This window comes from Sphingomonas sp. CCH15-F11 (assembly GCF_001557005.1).
Classification (GTDB): Bacteria; Pseudomonadota; Alphaproteobacteria; order Sphingomonadales; family Sphingomonadaceae; genus Sphingomonas.
This window is the reverse complement of record NZ_LSKG01000015.1, coordinates 22,632-41,443: the sequence shown is the minus strand read 5'-3', so window position 1 is coordinate 41,443 and position 18,812 is coordinate 22,632. Positions and strand designations below refer to the sequence as shown.

Sequence of the window (18,812 nt, the reverse complement as noted above, 5' to 3'; positions counted from 1 at the left end):
CAATCCTCTTCCCCGCATGACTGGAGCCCGCCATGTCTTCGCCTGACCGCTTCCTGACCACGCACGTCGGCAGCTTGCCCCGGCCCGAGGCGCTGGTGTCGATCATGTTCGCGCGCGAGGACGGGTTGCCGCTCGATCCCGCCGCGGTCGCTGACGCGGTCGACGATGCGACCCGGCGGATCGTCGCCAGGCAGGTGGAGGCCGGCATCGACATCGTGAATGACGGCGAGATGTCGAAGCCGAGCTATGCGACCTATATCAAGGATCGGCTGACCGGGTTCGGCGGCACCGGGACGAGCTACGTCTTTCAGGACATCGAGGACTTTCCCGCCACCAAGGCACGGATTTTCGACGATCCGGGCCGCAAGCATCGCCGCACCCCGGCGTGCGACGCGCCGATCACGGTCAAGGACATGGAGGCGCCGCGGCTGGACGCACAGCGGCTCAATGCGGTGCTGGCGGATCATCCGGGCCACCGGCCGTTCATGAGCGCGGCGTCGCCGGGCGTGACGACACTGTTCTTCCGCAACGATTATTACGATCGCCACGAAGACTATCTGTTCGCGGTCGCCGATGCGCTGCGCCATGAATATGAGACGATCGCGGCGGCCGGGATCACCCTCCAGATCGACTGCCCCGACCTGGCGATGGGCCGGCACACCCAATATGCCGATCTGACCCTCACCCAGTTTCGCGACCGCATGGCGCTGCATGTCGAGGCGATCAACCGCGCGACCGCGAACATCCCGCCCGAACAGCTGCGGATGCACCTATGCTGGGGCAATTACCCGGGGCCGCACCATTGCGATGTGCCGCTCGCCGACATCATCGATCGGGTATGGGAGGCGCGGCCACGCTACCTGTTGTTCGAGGCCGCAAACCCGCGCCATGCGCACGAATATACCGTGTTTCAGGATGTGCGGCCGCCCGAGGGCAAGGTGCTGGTCCCCGGCGTCATCGAATGCCAGTCGAACTATATCGAGCATCCGGAGCTGATCGCCCAGCGCATCGGTCGCTATGCCGACCTGGTCGGGCGCGACAGCGTGATGGCCGGGGTCGATTGCGGCTTTTCGATCCATGCCGGATCGGGCGGGGTCGAACCCGACCTGGTCTGGGCGAAGCTGGCGGCGTTGAGCGAGGGCGCGCGGATCGCCTCGTCGCGCTATTGGTGAGCATCCCGCGGCGCTTGGCACTTGAACCGGGGGGCGGTTCCGCCCTAACCGCACCGGCCAAGCGAACGGGAGCCAGATATGCGCGCATTCATCTTTCCGGGTCAGGGCAGCCAGGCGGTCGGCATGGGCAAGGCGCTGGCCGAAGCCAGCCCGGCAGCGCGCGAGGTATTCCAGGAAGTCGACGACGCGCTGGGCCAGCACCTGTTCCGGCTGATGTGCGACGGGCCGGAAAGCGACCTGACGCTGACCGAAAATGCCCAGCCGGCGATCATGGCCAACGCAATCGCGGTGCTGCGCGTGATCGAGCGGGAGGGCAATGTGCGGCTGGCCGAAAAGGCCGATTTCGTCGCCGGCCACAGCCTGGGCGAATATAGTGCGCTGTGCGCCGCCGGCGCGCTCGACCTGTCCACGACCGCGCGGCTGCTGAAGCTGCGTGGCCAGGCGATGCAGGCAGCGGTGCCGGTGGGCGAGGGTGCGATGGCCGCGCTGCTGGGCGCGGACCTGGCCAAAGCCCGCGCGATTGCCGAGGCGGCGGCCGAGGGCGAGGTGCTGGCGGTCGCCAACGACAATGATCCGTCGCAGGTGGTGATTTCGGGCGTGCGCAGCGCGGTCGAACGCGCGTTGCCGCTCGCCAAGGAGTTGGGGGCCAAGCGCGCGGTGCTGCTGCCGGTGTCGGCACCCTTCCACTCGCCGCTGATGCAGCCTGCCGCGGATGCGATGGCACAGGCGCTGGCGACGGCCGATCTGCGCGCGCCGCTCGTCCCGCTCTATGCCAACGTCACCGCCGCGCCGGTCGCGGACGCCGAGACGATCCGCGCGCTGCTGGTCGAGCAGGTGACCGGCATGGTCCGCTGGCGCGAAACCGTGCTGGCGATGCACGCGGCGGGGGTGACGCATCTGGTCGAACTGGGCGGCAAGGTGCTGTCCGGCATGGTCAAGCGCACCGCCCCGGAACTGGATTGCGTGAGCGTGGTGTCGATGGCCGACATCGAGGAACTGCTGAAGCGGCTTTAGAAAAAGAGGAATCGCGCGAAGGCGCGAAGGCGCTAAGAGGCATCTCAATGATTGATGTCGAGCATCTCGCCACTGCCGTCGTGGATACGTCCTTGCGCATTCATCGTCAGCTTGGTCCGGGCCTGTTGGAGACCGTTTATGAGACCGTGCTGGCGAAGGCGCTCGAACGCGAAGGCTATCGAGTAACGCGGCAAGTGCCGATCAGCATCGAGTTTGAAGAGCTACATTTCGAGGCCGCCTTTCGAATCGACATTCTCGTTGAGGATGCCCTGATCGTCGAGGTGAAGTCGCTCGAGTGATTAAGTCCGGTCCATGCGAAGCAGCTGCTGACTTATCTCCGTCTTACGGGGCGATCGCTCGGCCTTCGCGTCAACTTCGGCGGGGAGACCTTGAAGGAAGGTGTGCGACGGATCGTCAACAATCACATCGCCTTCGCGTCTTCGCGCCTTTGCGTGAATCAGAATAATAGGAGTGAATGATGTTCGATTTGTCTGGCATGACCGCACTGGTGACCGGCGCATCGGGGGGAATCGGATCGGCGATCGCGCGCGCGCTGGCGGGGCAGGGGGCACGGCTGGCGCTTTCGGGTTCGAACGCGGCCAAGCTCGACGCGTTTCGCGCCGAACTGGGTGGCGATCACGTCGCGCTCGCCTGTGACCTGTCCGACGCAGCGGCGGTGGACGCGCTGGTGCCCCAGGCGGTCGAGGCGCTGGGCGGGCGGCTCGACATCCTCGTCAACAATGCCGGCGTCACGCGCGACAACCTGTCGATGCGGATGAAGGACGAGGAATGGGACCAGGTGATCCGCGTCAACCTGGAGGCCGCGTTCCGGCTTTGCCGTGCCGCAGCGCGCCCGATGATGAAGGCGCGGTTCGGCCGCATCATCTCGATCACCTCGGTGGTCGGCGCGACCGGCAATCCCGGCCAGGCCAATTATGCGGCGTCGAAGGCCGGGCTGACCGGCATGTCGAAGGCGCTGGCGCAGGAACTGGCGAGCCGCAACGTCACGGTCAATTGCGTGGCCCCCGGCTTCATTCGTTCGGCGATGACCGATGCGCTGCCCGATGCGCAAAAGGATGCGCTGATGGGGCGTATCCCGGCGGGCAGGCTGGGCGAGGGCGACGATGTCGGGGCCGCGACGGTCTATCTGGCCAGCCGCGAGGCGGCTTATGTTACCGGGCAAACCCTGCACGTGAATGGCGGTATGGCGATGATGTAAGCCGCGGCGCGACGCTTCCGGCGGTCATCAGCCGGCGCGTGGCGATCAGCAGCACCGCGACGATCGCGATGAGGTTGAGCGGCACGCCGCTCACTTCCGCGAATTGCCGGCCGATCAGCGGTGCCGCATAGGCAAGCGCAAGCGCCGACCGCTCATAGCGCCGCCAGCCGTAGCGCCGGGCCTGCTCCGCCAGAAAGGCGATCGCCATGCCGAGCGCAACCATGTCGTAATCGAATGCATAGGGGGTGGCGATCAGCACCGCGGGAATGACGACCGCGCCGCGCAGCGGGGCGGGCGCCCGGGCCGCCATCACGACAAGCGCGGCGGCCAGGACGATGGCGGTGCTCTGGACGCTCCAGGCAAGCCCCGCCGAACCGCCGTTGAGCAGGATGGCGGCATAGGGCGTGATCATCTTGGCCGGGCCGGTCTGCGCTTCGCCGATCACCACGTCGCGGGTCAGGCCGATCGAGGTCGCGAAGGCGGGCCACACGTCCGGCCCGAGCACGACGATCGGCACGGCATAGAGCGTCAGCACGGTCAGCGTCGCCACCCATGCCACGCGCCACTGCCCGCCGGCGATCAACAAGAGCGGCAGCAGAAAGCCGAATTGCGGCTTGTAGGCGATCAGGCCGATCAGCACCCCGGCGAGGTTTGGCTGGCGGTCGAGTGCGAGCATGGCGCCGCCGAGCAATGCGGCGGTCAGGAAACCGTTCTGGCCATGTCCCAGGCAAACGAACACGGCGGGAAAACCGAGCGCGATCGGCAATGTCCAGCGTCCCGGCGCGACGCGCAGCACGACCGCAAGTGCCAGCGCCGCCGTCACCCCCTGCCACACGACCAATGCGACGAGATAGGGCATCAGCGCGAGCAGCGCCGCAACCATCAGGAAGGGCGGGGGATAGTGCCAGCCGTAAAAGGGCACGTCGGCGCGCCCGTGCAGTGCCTGTTGCGCGGCATAGTGTTGCGGCCAGTCCCAGACGGCGGCGGCATGGCCATCCAGCGCCATCCGTCCGGCGGCATAGACATTGGAAAAGTCCGTCCCGATCGGACGACCCATCCAGTCGAGCGTGCCCGACGCGGTGAGGAGCAGCGAAAGCAGCGACGCCGTGGTAACGGCGAACGACACGAGCGCCAGCCGCCGTGCGCGCTGCGCGGTCAGCCAGCGACCGTCCGCAATCCTGTCCAATGCCCCCGTCACCCGACAAATATGACCGACCAGGGTTAACGGATGGCAAACCGCCGCTTTTGTCGGCCGATTGCCCCGGGCTGGGCGGCGGGACTTGCCACCGCGCCAACGGCGTTCTAGGTGCGATTCCGAGTTTCTAGCCAGATTGAAGAGGAACAGGGAATGAGCGAGACTGCCGATCGCGTGAAGAAGATCGTCGTCGAGCATCTCGGTGTCGAAGCCGAGAAGGTGACCGAGGATGCGAGCTTCATCGACGATCTGGGCGCCGACAGCCTCGACATCGTCGAATTGGTGATGGCGTTCGAGGAAGAATTCAGCGTCGAGATTCCGGAAGAAGCCGCCGAGAAGATCACGACCGTCAAGGACGCGATCAGCTACATCGACAGCCATCAGGGCTGAGCGCGGAACGGATTGACCCCGGCCCCGATACGGGCCGGGAAGACATGAGACGGCTTCCCGCACCCGGGCAAATCAGGGGCGGGGGGCCGTTTGTCGTTACTGGATTGAAGGACGGAGAATCGGGATGCGCCGTGTTGTCGTGACCGGTCTGGGTCTGGTCACCCCGCTGGGGGCCGAAGTGGAAACCGCATGGCGGAACCTGATCGCGTCGAAATCCGGCGCGGGCACGATCACGCGCTTCGACGCGACCGACTATCACACCAACTACGCCTGCGAAGTGAAGCCGGCCGACCATGAATATGGCTTCGATCCCGGCAAGCGTGTCGACCACAAGGTGCAGCGCCAGGTCGACCCCTTCATCGTCTATGGCATCGACGCCGCCGGCCAGGCGCTGGAGGATGCCGGGCTGACCGACATGCCCGAGGAGGACCGGCTGCGTGCCGGCTGCTCGATCGGGTCGGGCATCGGCGGCCTGCCGGGCATCGAGAGCGAATCGCTGGTGCTGGCCGAACGCGGCCCCAAGCGCGTGTCGCCCCACTTCGTCCATGGCCGGCTGATCAACCTGATCTCGGGCCAGGTCAGCATCAAATACGGGCTGATGGGCCCCAATCACGCGGTCGTCACCGCATGTTCGACCGGCGCGCATTCGATCGGCGACGCCGCGCGGATGATCGCGATGGACGACGCCGATGTCATGCTGGCGGGCGGTGCGGAGGGCGCGATCTGTCCGATCGGCATTGCCGGTTTCGGCCAGGCGCGCGCACTGTCGACCGGCTTTCGCGACGATCCGTCGCGTGCCAGCCGCCCCTATGACCGCGACCGCGACGGCTTCGTCATGGGCGAAGGCGCAGGCGTCATCGTGCTCGAGGAATATGAGCGCGCCAAGGCGCGCGGCGCGAAAATTTATGCCGAGGTGATCGGCTATGGCCTGTCGGGCGACGCCTATCACGTCACCGCGCCGCATCCCGAGGGATCGGGGGCGTTCCGCGCAATGCAGATGGCGATGCGCAATTCCGGCCTCAGCCTGTCCGACATCGACTATGTCAACGCGCACGGCACGTCCACGCCGCTGGGTGACGAGCTCGAGCTGGGCGCGGTGCGTCGCCTTTTCGGCAACGCGATCGAGACGATGTCGATGAGCTCGACCAAGTCGGCGATCGGCCATCTGCTCGGCGGGGCCGGCGCGGTGGAGAGCATCTTCTGCATCCTCGCGATGCGCGACCAGATCGTGCCACCGACGCTCAACCTCGATAACCCGAGCGAGAATTGCGAAGGCGTCGACCTCGTCCCGCACGTCGCCAAGGAGCGGCGGGTGAAGGCGGTGCTCAACAACAGCTTTGGGTTCGGCGGTACCAACGCCAGCCTGGTGATGCGGGCGATCTGATCGCCGGATAGAGTGGGTCGATGCGCAGGCTTGGCTGTTTCGGACTGGTCCTCGTCCTCGCGCTGGTCGCCGGCGTGGCGCTCGCGCTGAACAGCTGGCGCGGCGCGGGACCGCTGGAGGCAAACACGACCGTCCTGATTGCACGCGGGTCCAGCCTGTCGGGTGCGGCGAGCGCGCTCGAACGGGCCGGCGCCGTCACGTCCGCGCGCCGTTTTGTGCTGCTCGCCCGCGTGCTGGGCGACGACACCGCGATCCAGGCGGGCGAGTATCGCCTCGCCAAGGGCGTGAGCCAGGCAGAGATCCTGAACCTGCTCCAGCGCGGCGAGACGCTGCAGCGGCTGGTGCGCGTGCCCGAGGGCTGGCCGTCGGTTCTGGTCCATGACGCGGTGATGAAGGCGCCGCAGCTGACCGGAAACGTGGCGGTGCCGGCGGAGGGCTCGGTGCTGCCCGACAGCTACAGCTATCAGCGCGGCGACACGCGCGCCGAGGTGGTCGGGCGGATGCAGGCGGCGATGACCCGCTACCTGGCCGAAGCCTGGAAGCGCCGCACGCCGGCCACGGCCGTCAGGACACCGCAGGAGGCGATCATTCTCGCCTCGATCGTCGAGAAGGAAACCGGCAAGCCCGAGGAACGGCGCAGGGTCGCGGCGGTCTATTCCAACCGGCTGCGAATGGGCATGCCGCTCCAGGCCGACCCGACCGTCATCTATCCGGTCACCAGGGGGCGTCCGCTCGGCCGCCGCATCCTGCGCTCCGAACTGCGTGCGCAGAATGGCTACAACACCTACGCGATGGTGGGTCTTCCGGTCGGGCCGATCGCCAATCCGGGGCGCGAGAGCATCGACGCAGTGCTCGATCCGGCGGACAGCGATGCGCTTTATTTCGTGGCTGACGGCACGGGCGGGCATGTCTTCGCCCGCACGCTGGCGGAGCACAACGCCAATGTCGCCAAGTGGCGCGCGATCCGGCGGGCGCGGGGCGAGATCTGAACGATCAGCCGAGCAGTGCGATGATGTCCGGGCGCAGCCCGGCCCAGCACCGATGCGCATCGCGCGCCCAGGCTTCGACCATCTCCACGTGACGCGCGGGCGGCGCTGCCGCGACCTCCGCAGTCGTGATGGCAAAGGGCTGATGGGCCGGCAGAAGCGGAAACTCGCGATGGGCGAGCGCGGAAAGCAGCTTTCGCGCTTCGGCATGGTCGGCTCCCCGCTCGAAGATCACGAACAGGGCTGCCGCGTGGATCCATACCGATTGCCGCGCACGCCGGTCGTCGGGATCGCCGGGATGCTGGACGGCATAGGCGTCGACGGTCAGCCGGTGCACGGCCTGAAATAATGGCGGCTGTTCATATTCGCGCGCCAACACCTCGCCATAGGTCGCCCAGCATCCGGCACTCCCTAGCATATAGGGATGCGTCGCCCCGGGGCGGTCGGCTGAAAACATGCCGCCGCAGCCCTGACAGGGGGCGCGCATCATCGCTCACCCCCGCAGCGTCGCCGCATCCCGCGCCAGCGCCTCGACTTCGGCCATGCTCGCGCCCTTTGGCGTCACCCAGCTGCCGCCGACGCAAAGCACCGGATCGAAACTCAGCCAATCAGTCGCGGTCGCCGGCGTGATCCCGCCGGTCGGGCAAAAGCGCGCTTCGTAGAAGGGTGCGGCGAGTGCCTTCAGCGCCTTGAGCCCGCCCGAGGTTTCGGCAGGGAAGAATTTAAAGTGCCTGAGCCCCAGGTCATAGCCGCGCATGATGTCGCCGGCAGTGGCGACGCCGGGCAGGAAGGGAACGCCGCTGGCGATGATCGGGTCGGCGAGCTTTTCCGTGAGGCCGGGCGAGACGATGAACTCGGCGCCCGCGTCCATCACCTGCGCAAATTGTTCGGTGGTCACCACCGTGCCCGCGCCGACGATCGCGCCCTCGACCTGCTTCATCTCGGCGATCGCTTCCAGTGCCGCGCCGGTGCGCAGCGTCACTTCGAGCACGCGCAGCCCGCCTGCGACCAGCGCCTGCGCCAGCGGCCGGGCAGTCGCCGCATCCTCGATCACCAGCACCGGGATGACCGGGCTGGTGCGCATGATGGTCTGGATGTCGCTCATCGCGTGTGCTCCTGCGCATAGGCCGCCGCCGCGCCATAGAGGCCCGGCTGGGGGTGACTGATGATCTTGACCGGCACGGACTTCATCAGCGACTGGAACCGCCCCTTGGCCGTGAAGCGCTGCTCGAAGCCCGAGCGGATCAGGTGGTCCTTGAGCCTGAGGCCAAGCCCGCCGGCGATCACCACGCCACGGGGACCGTGGCAAAGCGCGAGGTCGCCCGCCACCGCACCCAGGCTCAGGCAAAAACGATCGAGCGCGGCGGTGGCCAGGCTGTCGCTGCCCTCCAGCGCCATCGTCCAGATCGTCTTGTCGTCATAACGCTGGATCGGACGGTTCTCGATCTCCGCCAGCGTTTCATAAATTGCGACGATGCCGGGGCCGGCAACGATCCGCTCGACCGACACGCGGGTATAGGTCTTGCGCAGCCGCTTGAGGATTGCATCCTCCAGCCCGTCGAGTGGCGCGAAGTCGGTATGCCCGCCCTCGGTTTCGATCACGTGATAACGACCATCGCCGGAAAAATGGACCTGCGCGACGCCCAGCCCGGTGCCGGGGCCGCAAACCGTGATCGAGCCACGGGCGGAAAACGGCTCGTCTGGGCCGCAGAGATGCGTGAACCATTCGGGCGCGGCCTGCGCGACGGCATGGGCAATCGCGCCGAAATCGTTGATCAGCGTCCAGTTGTCGACGCCCAGCCGCTCGTTGATCAGCGCCGGGCGGATGATCCAGGGATTATTGGTCAGCTTGATGATCTCGCCCCCGATCGGCGAAGCGACGGCGATCGACGCCGCGCGGGGTAGGGGGCGGCCAAGCTCGACGCCGAACGCTTCCCACGCGGTCTGCAGGCTGGCGTGCTCGGCGGTCTTCTGCGTCATCGGCTCCGATAGCGAGATGACGCGACCGTCATCGACCTCCGCGATGGCGAAGCGGGCATGCGTGCCGCCAATATCAACGGTGACGATTTCCATCGGCACGCCCTCCCTACAGCCCGGCCGCCGCCAGCATGGCGGACGCGCCGCGTTCGGCCTCGTCGGCGGCGCGGAACAGGTTGAACAGCTCGCGGCCCGTGCCCTCGAACACCGGCGCTTCGAGTACCGAGTCGCGTGCATCCCATTCGGCGGCGTCGACCAGCGCGTTCAGCGTGCCGGCTTCGGCGTCGAGGCGGATGACGTCGCCATCGCGCACCTTGCCGATCGGGCCACCGCCCAATGCCTCGGGCGACAGGTGGATCGCGGCGGGTACCTTGCCGCTCGCCCCCGACATGCGACCGTCGGTGACGAGCGCGACGCGGAACCCCCGGTTCTGGAGCACGCCGAGCGGCGGCGTCAGCTTGTGCAGTTCGGGCATCCCGTTCGCCTTCGGCCCTTGCAGCCGGACCACGACGACCACGTCCCGGTCGAGCTCGCCCGCCTTGAATGCCTCCTGCACCGCGGCTTGCGTCGTGAAGACGCGCGCGGGCGCCTCGATGATCCAGCGATCGCGCTCGACCGCCGATACCTTGATGCAGGCACGGCCCAGATTGCCCTGGACGATGCGGAAGCCGCCCTCGGGCGAAAAGGGCGCGTCGATCGTGCGGACGATCGCGTCGTCGCCGCTGGTGGCGGGATGGTCGCGCCAGACGAGCCGGTCGTCCGCGATCACCGGCTTGCGCCCATATTCGGCAAAGCCCCCCTCGGCGATGGTCAGGATATCGCCATGGATCAGCCCGCCGCGCAGCAGTTCGCGAATCACGAAGCTCGGGCCGCCGGCATCCTCGAACTGGTTCACGTCGGCCGAGCCATTGGGATAGACGCGCGCGAGCAGCGGCACGACGCCTGACAGCCGGTCGAAATCCTCCCAGTCGATGACGATGCCCGCCGCGCGCGCGATCGCGGGCAGGTGGATCAGATGGTTGGTCGAGCCGCCGGTCGCCAGCAGCGCGATCGCCGCATTGACGATCGCGCGCTCGTCGACGCACGCCGACAGCGGGCGATAGTCATTGCCCTGCCAGCCGATCGCGGCGAGGCGATGCACCGCCTTGCGCGTCAGTTCCTGGCGCAGCTTTGTCCCCGGATTGGCGAAGGCCGCGCCGGGGACGTGCAGGCCCATCGCCTCCATCATCATCTGGTTCGAATTGGCGGTGCCGTAGAAGGTGCAGGTGCCCTTGGAATGATAGGCGGCGATTTCGGCGTCGAGCAGCTCCTCGCGCGTCGCCTTGCCCTCGGCATAGCGTTCGCGGACCGCGGCCTTTTCCTTGTTGGGCAGGCCGGTCCGCATCGGTCCGCCGGGGATCATCACCGCCGGCAAATGCCCGAAGCGCAGCGCGCCGATCAGCAGCCCCGGCACGATCTTGTCGCAGATGCCCAGCATCGCCGTGCCCTCGAACATCGCGTGGCTGAGCGCCACCGCGGTCGAGAGCGCGATGGCGTCGCGGCTGAACAGCGACAGCTCCATGCCCTCATAGCCCTGGGTCACGCCATCGCACATCGCGGGCACGCCGCCCGCGACCTGCGCAGTGGCCCCCGCCTCGATCGCCCAGACCTTCATCTGCTCGGGATAGCGATAGAAGGTCGCGTGTGCCGACAGCATGTCGTTGTACGCGGTGACGATGCCGATGTTCATGCGCGCGCCGTCCTTCATCGCGTCGCGCTGCTCATCGGTGCCGGCATAGCCATGCGCCAGATTGGCGCAGCCCAGCCGGGGCCGACCGACGCCATGGTCGCGTTGACGGTCCATCAGGTCGAGATAGGCGGCGCGGCCGGGGCGCGAGCGTTCGATGATCCGGTCGGTGACCGCGGCGATGACGGGGTGGAGGGACATCTTATTCGCTCCAGTGGATGTCGACCGGCAACTCGGCTTCCGCGAGCACGCGGCCAATGGGGAAGGGGGAGGACTGGCCCTGTTCGATCGCCTGCTCGATCACGTCGCGCTTGGCCTGGCCGCTGACCGCGATCATCAGCGCCTTGGCCGTGATGATCGACGCGCGCGACAGGGTGACGCGGGCCACCGGCGCCTCGGGCGGCAGCGGGTCGGGCATGACCCCCAGCGCGCGGCGCTCGCGCGGACCGTTCAGCGCCTCGTCCAGGTCGGGGCCGGGAAAGATCGACGCGGTGTGCCCGTCGCCGCCGACGCCCAGCAGGCACAGGTCGAGCGGCCAGTGCAGGTCCTGCAACCGCGCATCGGCCGCGCGGCCCGCCGCCTTGTAATCCTCCGCCTTCTCGCTGGTGATCGGAAAGACGCGCGCGCCCTTGGGCACGAAGACCTTGCCGATCGCGGTGATGTTGCTCAGCGGATCGCCCATCGGCACCAGCCGGTCGTCGGTCGGCACGATCGTCACGCGCTTCCAGTCGAGCTTGGCCTTCGCCAGGCGATCGTAGATCGGCAGCGGGGTCTTGCCACCGGGCAGCGCGATGACTGCGGCACCGCGCGCGTCGATCGCGCTTTCGATGATGAACTGCACGTCGCCCGCGACCGCATCGGCCATTTCGGTGGCGTCGTCATAATCCCACCATTCGATCTCGGTCATCTCGTTTCCTTGTCGTGTTCCGTCGCCGCGCCACGTGGGCCGGAGCCGTTCATTCGTTCCAGGTCACGCCGTCGCGCTCGGTCAGCGCGATCGCGGCGGACGGGCCCCAGCCACCCGACGCATAGGGCTTGGGCGCCTGTCCATGCGCGGCCCAGCCGTCGCGAATCCCGTCGATCCACTGCCATTGCGCCTCGACCTCGTCCCGGCGCACGAACAGGGTCGCGTCGCCCTCGATCAGGTCGAGCAACAGGCGCTCATAGGCGATCCGCCGCCGCGTACCCGCAAAGGCCGTGGTGAGCGACAGGTCGAGCGGCACTTCGCGCAGGCGGATGCCCTCACGGTCGAGGCCCGGTTCCTTCGCCATGACCAGCAAGCGGACATATTCCTCGGGCTGGAGGCGGATGACCAGCGTGTTGGGCTGGAGCGATCCGCCGCGTTCGGCAAAGATCGAATGCGGCACCGGCTTGAACTGAACGACGATCTCCGAACGGCGTTCCGCCATCCGTTTGCCGGTGCGCAGATAGAAGGGCACGCCCTGCCACCGCCAATTGTCGACATGCGCCTTGATCGCCACGAACGTCTCCGCGTTCGACGTGCGGCCCAGCTCCTCGGCATAGCCAGTGACGATCCGCCCGTCGACCGCGCCGCCGGTATATTGGCCCGTGACGGTCAGCTTCTCGACATCGGTTGCGCGGATCGGGCGCAGCGAGCGCAGGACCTTGACCTTCTCGTCGCGGATCGCGGTGCCGTCGACGCGCGCCGGCGGCTCCATTGCGATCAGCGCGAGCAGTTGCAGCATGTGGTTCTGCACCATGTCCCTGAGCGCGCCAGAGCCGTCATAATAGCCCGCGCGCCCCTCCAGCCCGACGGTCTCCGAAATGGTGATCTGGACATGGTCGATCCCGCGCGCGTTCCAGCTCGGCTCGAACAGCGAATTGCCGAAGCGCAGCGCCAGGATGTTCTGGACGGTTTCCTTGCCGAGATAATGGTCGATCCGGAAGGTGCGGTCCTCCGGAAAGGCGGAGGCGACGATGTCGTTGATCTCGCAGCTCGACGCGAGGTCGTGGCCGAGTGGCTTTTCCAGCCCGATCCGGACATTCTGCCCCGCCAGTCCGGCCGATTCCAGCCCCTTGATCGTCGGGCCGAACAGCGACGGCGCGGTCGACAGGAAGATGGCGAGCCCGCCCGAGATGTCGCCCAGCTTCGCCGCCAGCGCATCGAAGCCCTCGATCGTCGACGCGTCGAGCGGCTGGTAGTGCACCCGCTTCAGGAACGATTCGACTTCCGCTGCATCCTTGCGATCGGCCGGCAGATGCGCCTCGAGCGCGGTCGCGGTGAAGGCGCGATAGCCGGCATCGTCATGTTCCGACCGGGCGGTGCCATAGATTTCCAGCCCCGCCGGCAACAGCCGGTCGACGTGCAGCCCGTAGAGCGAGGGGAGGAGCATGCGCTGGGCAAGGTCGCCCGTCGCGCCGAACACCAGAAGCTTGCCGACTGCCTGGCTCATCGCGTTGTCATTCTCCTGTCCGCTCGTGCGGCGCCGGTTGGCGCTGCGGCTGATGCCGTTTGGCTGGCTCTGCCGGTCGACACGATGCCGCGGCAAAGATCAAGGTTCGCCGCGCGGCATACGTATGGAGGTGCGGCGCGTCCAGCCCGTGTCTAGACGGTCAGCCCCGCGACGGGGTCGAACCCGGCCATCAGGTTGAGGTTCTGGACCGCGGCACCCGCCGCGCCCTTGCCGAGATTGTCGAGCGTCGCGACCAGGCGGGCGTGCCCGCGCTCGGCATTGCCATAGACGCGCAGGGTCAGCCGGTCGCTGCCGGCATCGACCTCGATCGGCACGGGGACGTCGTCGGGGTCGCTCTCGACGCGGATGAGCGGGCTGTCCCGATAGGCATCGCGCAACGTCGCCTCGATCGTCGCCAGTCCCGGCCGGCGCGGCAGCGCATGCAGGGGCAGGGGGACTTCGACGATCATGCCGCGATAGGTGCGCGCGACCGCGGGCTGAAAGATCGGCGGATGCTCCAGCCGGGCGTGGCGCTGCATCTCGGGCACATGCTTGTGGCCGAGCGGCATGGCATAGGCGCGAAACGCGGTCGGTTCGGTTCCGCCCTCGAACGCCTCGATCATCGCGCGGCCGCCGCCCGAATAGCCCGAGACGGCGTTGACGCTGAGCGGAAAATCATGCGGCACCAGCCCGGCGCGGACCAGCGGCCGCACGAGTGCGAGGAAACCGGTCGGGTAGCAGCCCGGATTGCTGACGCGGGTCGCGGCAGCGATCGCCTGCGCCTGAGCGGGCTCGAGCTCGGCGAAGCCATAGGCCCACCCTTCCGCGATCCGGTGGGCGCTCGACGCGTCGATCACCCGCGTGCGCGGATTGGCGATCAGACCGACCGCCTCGCGCGCGGCGTCGTCGGGCAGGCAGAGAATGACGATGTCGGCGTCGTTCAGCGCCTCCGACCGCGCGGCAGCATCCTTGCGGCGCGCGTCGTCCAGGGCGACGACGTCGATCTCGGCACGCTCGGCCAGCCGCTCGCGGATTTCGAGGCCAGTCGTGCCGACCGCCCCGTCGATGAACACCGTCGTCTTCATATCACGCGCCGCCAGATGCGGTCCGCGTCCGCCGCGCCGACAGTCGCCAGGTCGAGACGGATGACGCCCCGAACCGGGTCCGCGCAGATCAGGGTCGTGGACGTCTCCAGGACGCCGACGCGGTCGCCCGCGAAACACAGGTCGCCCGGTTCGGGCTCACCCGCCACCGCCACGCCGAGTTCCCGCTGCAGGTCGACGAAGCGCGGGGCCGGAACCCCTGCCTCGCGCAGCACGGCAAAGACCAGCCCGCCGCCATCCATTCCCGCTGACGATCGTCCGCCCGCGCGATACGGGATACCGACGAAGCCGGCCGCGATTTCCGCAATCGTCGCCGGTTCGGGGGATGCGCGGTGCGTTATCCGGTCATCGGCACCGACGCCGCCGAGCACGCTCGCATCGACATAACCCACGGTTCCATCGATCGGCGATTGTCCCCACGCGCGGTGCGCGGCGATTTCCAGCACGTCAAAGGCTTCGCCGGGCAGGATTTCGGAAAGGATCTCGCTGTCGCCGCGCACGTCGGCACGGACCTCGCCGCGCGTCATCACCGCCCGACGAATCGGCTGGGCATAGCTCGGCACGAACACGCGTCCCGCAAAATCGATATGGGCCAGGTCGCCGCGAACGGCGTCGATCCGACGATCGATGGCGACCGAATGCTGGCTAAGCACGAACCGGTTCGGCGTTGGTGCGATGGGCCGGGGGGTCGGCAAATCGTTTGCCGACAAGGAACTGCCCGAATTCTGCAAGAAAATCTGCCCCCTCATCCGTTCGCGCGACGAAGATGTTTCGTTTGTCGCGTTCGTCACGCTGGCGGCGCAGATAGCCCAGCCCCCCCAGGCGGTTCAAGGCGCGCGTCACCACGGGCTTCGATACATTCAGTGCGCTGGCGAGTCCACGCACGGTATGTGGGCCCGGGTCGAGATAGACGAGCAACAGCAGGGCCATTTGTCGATTGGTGAGGTCGGGTTCACCCGAGCGCACATATTCGACCAACGCCAATTTCCATGACGACAGAGGCTTGGGCATCAACGCATTCACATCAGGTTCCAACTCGTCTTGGGATAGGTGCGGCTTTCCACGCGAGATGAACGCCGAACCGACAGGCAAGTTTCCGCGCGCAGCCGAAATGTTACGGTCGCCGTCGCGCGGGATGATCGCCGCAGGTTGATCGTGGCAGGCACACCGCCTATGTCGCCGCCGACACTTCCCCGAAACGATTGATCCAACGCCATGCTGTTCACTTTCCTGCTCGTCGTTCACGCCATCATCGCCGCCATGCTGGTGACGGTGATCCTGATGCAGCGGTCGGAGGGCGGCGGGCTGACCTCGGGCGGCAGCCCGTCGGGACTGATGTCGGCGCGCGGTGCCGCCGATTTCCTGACGCGCGCGACGTCGATCCTGGCCGGACTGTTCATCGCGATGAGCATCGTGCTGGCGGTGGTTGCAGCGACGCGCGGCAGCGACCGGATCGACACCAGCCTGGCTCGCGACCCCGCCGCCACCACGCCAGCCACGCCGCCTGCGGCCGCGCGCCCTGGTGCCGATGACCCGCTGGGCGAGGCGGCGGCGAACATCGTCGCCGCCCAGAACGGCACCGACGACGCAGTTCCCGTCGTCCAGTAAACCCGTTCCGACCGATTTTTTTCGCGGCGCGCGGATTCGCGCGCTTGCGCGATGTTGCTCTCAAGGATTACGCCGTTATTCCCATGGCGCGGTATATTTTCATCACCGGCGGCGTGGTGTCGTCACTTGGCAAGGGATTGATGGCGGCGAGCCTCGCGGCGCTGCTCCAGGCGCGCGGCTATCGCGTTCGCATCCGGAAATTCGACCCCTATCTGAACGTCGATCCGGGCACGATGTCGCCCTATCAGCATGGCGAGGTCTACGTCACCGATGACGGGGCCGAGACCGACCTCGACCTGGGCCATTACGAGCGGTTCACCGGCGTGTCGGCGCGACAGTCCGACAATGTGACCTCGGGCCGCATCTACAGCCAGATCATCGCGCGCGAGCGGCGCGGCGACTATCTGGGCGCAACGGTTCAGGTCATTCCCCACGTCACCGACGCGATCAAGGCGTTTGCGCAGGCGGAAACAGACGATCTGGATTTCGTGCTGTGCGAAATCGGCGGGACGGTGGGCGACATCGAGTCGCTGCCGTTCATCGAGGCGATCCGCCAATTGAAGAACGAACTGGGCCGTGGCCAGTCGATCAGCATCCATGTCACGCTGGTGCCCTATATCTCGGCCGCGGGCGAGCTGAAGACCAAGCCCACCCAGCATTCGGTGCGCGAGCTCGCCGCGCTCGGCGTCCAGCCCGAAGTGCTGGTCTGCCGGTGCGAACGTCCGTTGCCCGATGGCGAGCGCGCCAAGATCGCGCTGTTCTGCAACGTGCCCAAGGAAGCGGTGATCCCGGCGCTCGATGCCCGCAGCATCTATGCCGTGCCGCTGCAATATCATGCCGAGGGGCTGGACCGGGAGGTGCTGCGCGCGTTCGGCATGCCGGCGGAAAGCGCGCCCGAGCTGAACCGATGGCGCGAAATCGTCGATCGCCTGTCGAATCCCGAAGGCGAGGTGACGATCGGTGTCGTCGGCAAATATGTCGGGCTACCCGATGCGTACAAGTCGCTGCACGAGGCGCTGGTCCATGGCGGCATTGCCAACCGGGTGAAGGTCAATGTCCGCTGGCTCGACGCCGAACTGTTCGAGCGCGATGCCGACGAGGTCGCGGCGCATCTCGAGCCGATGCACGGCATCCTCGTCCCCGGCGGCTTTGGCGAGCGCGGATCGGAGGGCAAGATCGCCAGCGTCCGGTTCGCCCGCGAGCGGGAGGTTCCATTCTTCGGCATCTGCCTGGGGATGCAGATGGCGTGTATCCAGGCCGCACGCGATCAGGGGGTTGCGGGTGCCTCCACCACCGAGTTCGGCGCAACCGAAGCGCCGGTGGTCGGGCTGATCACCGAATGGATGAGCGCCAAGGGACTGGAAAAGCGCGATGCCGGCGGCGATCTGGGCGGCACGATGCGGCTGGGGGCCTATCCCGCCAAGCTGGCGGGGAACAGCGTCGTCGCCTCAATCTATCGGGAGACCGACATCAGCGAGCGCCATCGCCACCGCTACGAGGTCAACACCCATTATCGTGACGTGCTCGAACGCGACGGGCTGGTCTTTTCCGGCATGTCGCCCGACGGTGCGCTGCCCGAAATCGTCGAGCGGCCCGATCATCCCTGGTTCGTCGGCGTGCAGTTCCACCCCGAGCTCAAGTCGCGCCCCTTCGAGCCGCATCCGCTGTTTGCAAGCTTCATCGAAGCGGCGGTGCGCCAGTCGCGACTGGTCTGATTACAGGCGGACTGCCACGCCTGCATCCGATCCGCGGTCATGATGCAAAAAGCGCCCGAGCCAGAGGCCCGGGCGCTCCTGCCGCGGCATCCAAGGGAGAAAGACGCCGCCAGGTCGTGGCGATCGCGGTCAGGCCGCGTCGCGATGCTCGATCGGGGCCGCCGGGGTCGAGGTGGCGACCGGAATCTTCTTGGGCTTCATCGCTTCGGGCACTTCGCGCACCAGGTCGACGATCAACAGACCGTCGCTGAGGTTCGCAGCCTCGACGCGAATGAAATCGGCGAGCTCGAAGCGCCGCTCAAAGCTGCGGTTGGCGATGCCGAGATGCAGGAACTGGCCCGCCTCCGTATTCCGTTCATCGCTCTTCTTGCCCGTGATGAGCAGCAGGTTCTGCTGCGCAGTAATGTCGATCTCGTCCGCCTTGAACCCGGCGACCGCCAGCGTGATCCGGTAACGGTCCTCCGCCAGCCGCTCGAGGTTGAAGGGCGGGTAGTTTTCGTTCGACGCCTGGCGCGCGCTCGCTTCCAGCATGTCGAACAGCCGGTCGAAGCCGATGGCCGAACGGCGATAGGGGGTGAAATCCAGCTGACGCATCTTCAAATCCTCCATTGAGCAACATGAACGTCACACGGTGTCCGCGACGGCGCGACACCGTAAATGCGATCCCGATCGGCGATCGCATGACTGAAATTTGGGATTGATTTCGCGGGTTTCAAGGGCGGGGTCAGCCCTTGTGACGCACAAACGCCCGGGCTGTTTCCAACCCGGGCGCCTGCGTGACGACTGCGCGTCAGCCCCCTTGATTGGCTCCGCTCCGCACATCCGTGTCGTACACAGACGGGATCAGAAGCCTCCCCGAACCACGGCCATTGCCGACGTTTCGTGGGGCTTTGCTATGCGCAGTTTACC

The 18,812-nt window shown here is 67.1% G+C and carries 19 protein-coding genes and 1 pseudogene; 9 read left to right on the top strand and 11 right to left on the bottom strand.

The genetic code is table 11. The annotated features are described in order from the left end of the window. Positions 1-32 precede the first annotated feature (32 nt). The 4 genes and pseudogenes from AX709_RS01830 to fabG all read left to right on the top strand — a co-directional run bounded on the left by AX709_RS01830 (position 33) and on the right by fabG (position 3,405). Positions 33-1,172: a cobalamin-independent methionine synthase II family protein gene (locus tag AX709_RS01830; protein WP_066546192.1), complete on the top strand. Its 1,140-nt coding sequence runs from the start codon at positions 33-35 to the stop codon at positions 1,170-1,172. A 78-nt stretch (positions 1,173-1,250) separates the two neighbouring features. After that, positions 1,251-2,186 (top strand): ACP S-malonyltransferase, encoded by a 936-nt coding sequence (fabD, locus tag AX709_RS01825; protein ID WP_066546180.1) that lies wholly within the window; start codon positions 1,251-1,253, stop codon positions 2,184-2,186. A gap of 47 nt (positions 2,187-2,233) precedes the next feature. Further along, positions 2,234-2,665, top strand: a pseudogene (locus AX709_RS01820) (GxxExxY protein). Next, positions 2,665-3,405 carry a 3-oxoacyl-[acyl-carrier-protein] reductase gene (gene fabG, locus AX709_RS01815; RefSeq protein WP_066546241.1) on the top strand — a complete coding sequence of 247 codons (741 nt, stop codon included), beginning with the start codon at positions 2,665-2,667 and terminating at the stop codon, positions 3,403-3,405. Before AX709_RS01820 ends, fabG begins: the two are co-directional and overlap by 1 nt. Here the strand turns inward: fabG and AX709_RS01810 are convergent. Continuing rightward, a complete protein-coding gene (locus tag AX709_RS01810; protein WP_231727390.1) occupies positions 3,359-4,591 on the bottom strand; it encodes a glycosyltransferase family 87 protein in 1,233 nt (410 codons plus the stop codon). The genes fabG and AX709_RS01810 overlap by 47 nt on opposite strands. Before the next feature lie 162 nt (positions 4,592-4,753). Between AX709_RS01810 and AX709_RS01805 the strand changes: the two genes are divergently transcribed. The 3 genes from AX709_RS01805 to mltG all read left to right on the top strand — a co-directional run bounded on the left by AX709_RS01805 (position 4,754) and on the right by mltG (position 7,363). Next, a complete protein-coding gene (locus tag AX709_RS01805; RefSeq protein WP_066479272.1) occupies positions 4,754-4,990 on the top strand; it encodes an acyl carrier protein in 237 nt (78 codons plus the stop codon). A gap of 124 nt (positions 4,991-5,114) precedes the next feature. After that, positions 5,115-6,374: a beta-ketoacyl-ACP synthase II gene (gene fabF, locus AX709_RS01800; protein ID WP_066546178.1), complete on the top strand. Its 1,260-nt coding sequence runs from the start codon at positions 5,115-5,117 to the stop codon at positions 6,372-6,374. Positions 6,375-6,394: 20 nt separating this feature from the next. After that, positions 6,395-7,363 (top strand): endolytic transglycosylase MltG, encoded by a 969-nt coding sequence (gene mltG / locus AX709_RS01795; RefSeq protein ID WP_066546176.1) that lies wholly within the window; start codon positions 6,395-6,397, stop codon positions 7,361-7,363. A 4-nt stretch (positions 7,364-7,367) separates the two neighbouring features. Here mltG and AX709_RS01790 read toward each other — a convergent pair whose 3' ends face one another. The 9 genes from AX709_RS01790 to AX709_RS01750 all read right to left on the bottom strand — a co-directional run bounded on the left by AX709_RS01790 (position 7,368) and on the right by AX709_RS01750 (position 15,591). Further along, positions 7,368-7,847 (bottom strand): DUF5946 family protein, encoded by a 480-nt coding sequence (locus AX709_RS01790; protein ID WP_269450305.1) that lies wholly within the window; start codon positions 7,845-7,847, stop codon positions 7,368-7,370. A 6-nt stretch (positions 7,848-7,853) separates the two neighbouring features. Then, positions 7,854-8,465 carry a bifunctional 4-hydroxy-2-oxoglutarate aldolase/2-dehydro-3-deoxy-phosphogluconate aldolase gene (gene eda / locus AX709_RS01785; RefSeq protein ID WP_066546164.1) on the bottom strand — a complete coding sequence of 204 codons (612 nt, stop codon included), beginning with the start codon at positions 8,463-8,465 and terminating at the stop codon, positions 7,854-7,856. Continuing rightward, positions 8,462-9,433 (bottom strand): glucokinase, encoded by a 972-nt coding sequence (gene glk, locus AX709_RS01780; RefSeq protein ID WP_066546161.1) that lies wholly within the window; start codon positions 9,431-9,433, stop codon positions 8,462-8,464. Before glk ends, eda begins: the two co-directional genes overlap by 4 nt. Positions 9,434-9,446: 13 nt before the next feature. Further along, a complete protein-coding gene (edd, locus tag AX709_RS01775) occupies positions 9,447-11,264 on the bottom strand; it encodes a phosphogluconate dehydratase (RefSeq protein ID WP_066546159.1) in 1,818 nt (605 codons plus the stop codon). A 1-nt stretch (position 11,265) separates the two neighbouring features. Further along, a complete protein-coding gene (gene pgl, locus AX709_RS01770) occupies positions 11,266-11,970 on the bottom strand; it encodes a 6-phosphogluconolactonase (protein WP_066546156.1) in 705 nt (234 codons plus the stop codon). A gap of 49 nt (positions 11,971-12,019) precedes the next feature. Next, a complete protein-coding gene (zwf, locus tag AX709_RS01765; protein WP_066479346.1) occupies positions 12,020-13,477 on the bottom strand; it encodes a glucose-6-phosphate dehydrogenase in 1,458 nt (485 codons plus the stop codon). A gap of 152 nt (positions 13,478-13,629) precedes the next feature. After that, positions 13,630-14,562, bottom strand: a complete 933-nt coding sequence (argC, locus tag AX709_RS01760; RefSeq protein ID WP_066546153.1) for an N-acetyl-gamma-glutamyl-phosphate reductase — start codon at positions 14,560-14,562, stop codon at positions 13,630-13,632. Further along, on the bottom strand, positions 14,559-15,233 hold the full coding sequence (locus tag AX709_RS01755; protein WP_066546150.1) for a C40 family peptidase: 675 nt from the start codon (positions 15,231-15,233) through the stop codon (positions 14,559-14,561). The genes argC and AX709_RS01755 overlap by 4 nt, the downstream gene beginning before the upstream one ends. Further along, the gene (locus AX709_RS01750) at positions 15,226-15,591 is read right to left on the bottom strand and encodes a MarR family transcriptional regulator (protein ID WP_066546147.1); all 366 of its coding nucleotides are present in this window, start codon (positions 15,589-15,591) and stop codon (positions 15,226-15,228) included. The genes AX709_RS01755 and AX709_RS01750 overlap by 8 nt, the downstream gene beginning before the upstream one ends. 204 nt (positions 15,592-15,795) lie before the next feature. Here AX709_RS01750 and secG point away from each other — a divergent pair, with 204 nt between their 5' ends. Both secG and AX709_RS01740 read left to right on the top strand, forming a co-directional pair. Further along, the gene (gene secG / locus AX709_RS01745) at positions 15,796-16,188 is read left to right on the top strand and encodes a preprotein translocase subunit SecG (RefSeq protein ID WP_197419071.1); all 393 of its coding nucleotides are present in this window, start codon (positions 15,796-15,798) and stop codon (positions 16,186-16,188) included. An 83-nt stretch (positions 16,189-16,271) separates the two neighbouring features. Beyond that, positions 16,272-17,903: a CTP synthase gene (locus tag AX709_RS01740; protein ID WP_066546144.1), complete on the top strand. Its 1,632-nt coding sequence runs from the start codon at positions 16,272-16,274 to the stop codon at positions 17,901-17,903. A gap of 129 nt (positions 17,904-18,032) precedes the next feature. On the opposite strand, the gene AX709_RS01735 is transcribed toward AX709_RS01740, so the two are convergent. Next, positions 18,033-18,497, bottom strand: a complete 465-nt coding sequence (locus AX709_RS01735) for an Hsp20 family protein (protein WP_066479348.1) — start codon at positions 18,495-18,497, stop codon at positions 18,033-18,035. Between the last annotated feature and the right edge of the window lie 315 nt (positions 18,498-18,812).

Bases quoted from the DNA above. Each gene is read 5' to 3' on its own strand.
- AX709_RS01735 (WP_066479348.1), bottom strand. From the start codon at position 18,497: ATGCGTCAGCTGGATTTCACCCCCTATCGCCGTTCGGCCATCGGCTTC.
- glk (WP_066546161.1), bottom strand. From the start codon at position 9,433: ATGGAAATCGTCACCGTTGATATTGGCGGCACGCATGCCCGCTTCGCC.
- fabG (WP_066546241.1), top strand. From the start codon at position 2,665: ATGTTCGATTTGTCTGGCATGACCGCACTGGTGACCGGCGCATCGGGG.
- AX709_RS01750 (WP_066546147.1), bottom strand. From the start codon at position 15,591: ATGCCCAAGCCTCTGTCGTCATGGAAATTGGCGTTGGTCGAATATGTG.
- AX709_RS01830 (WP_066546192.1), top strand. From the start codon at position 33: ATGTCTTCGCCTGACCGCTTCCTGACCACGCACGTCGGCAGCTTGCCC.
- AX709_RS01740 (WP_066546144.1), top strand. From the start codon at position 16,272: ATGGCGCGGTATATTTTCATCACCGGCGGCGTGGTGTCGTCACTTGGC.
- secG (WP_197419071.1), top strand. From the start codon at position 15,796: ATGCTGTTCACTTTCCTGCTCGTCGTTCACGCCATCATCGCCGCCATG.
- AX709_RS01805 (WP_066479272.1), top strand. From the start codon at position 4,754: ATGAGCGAGACTGCCGATCGCGTGAAGAAGATCGTCGTCGAGCATCTC.
- zwf (WP_066479346.1), bottom strand. From the start codon at position 13,477: ATGAGCCAGGCAGTCGGCAAGCTTCTGGTGTTCGGCGCGACGGGCGAC.
- fabD (WP_066546180.1), top strand. From the start codon at position 1,251: ATGCGCGCATTCATCTTTCCGGGTCAGGGCAGCCAGGCGGTCGGCATG.
- AX709_RS01790 (WP_269450305.1), bottom strand. From the start codon at position 7,847: ATGCGCGCCCCCTGTCAGGGCTGCGGCGGCATGTTTTCAGCCGACCGC.
- fabF (WP_066546178.1), top strand. From the start codon at position 5,115: ATGCGCCGTGTTGTCGTGACCGGTCTGGGTCTGGTCACCCCGCTGGGG.
- mltG (WP_066546176.1), top strand. From the start codon at position 6,395: ATGCGCAGGCTTGGCTGTTTCGGACTGGTCCTCGTCCTCGCGCTGGTC.
- edd (WP_066546159.1), bottom strand. From the start codon at position 11,264: ATGTCCCTCCACCCCGTCATCGCCGCGGTCACCGACCGGATCATCGAA.
- eda (WP_066546164.1), bottom strand. From the start codon at position 8,465: ATGAGCGACATCCAGACCATCATGCGCACCAGCCCGGTCATCCCGGTG.
- pgl (WP_066546156.1), bottom strand. From the start codon at position 11,970: ATGACCGAGATCGAATGGTGGGATTATGACGACGCCACCGAAATGGCC.
- argC (WP_066546153.1), bottom strand. From the start codon at position 14,562: ATGAAGACGACGGTGTTCATCGACGGGGCGGTCGGCACGACTGGCCTC.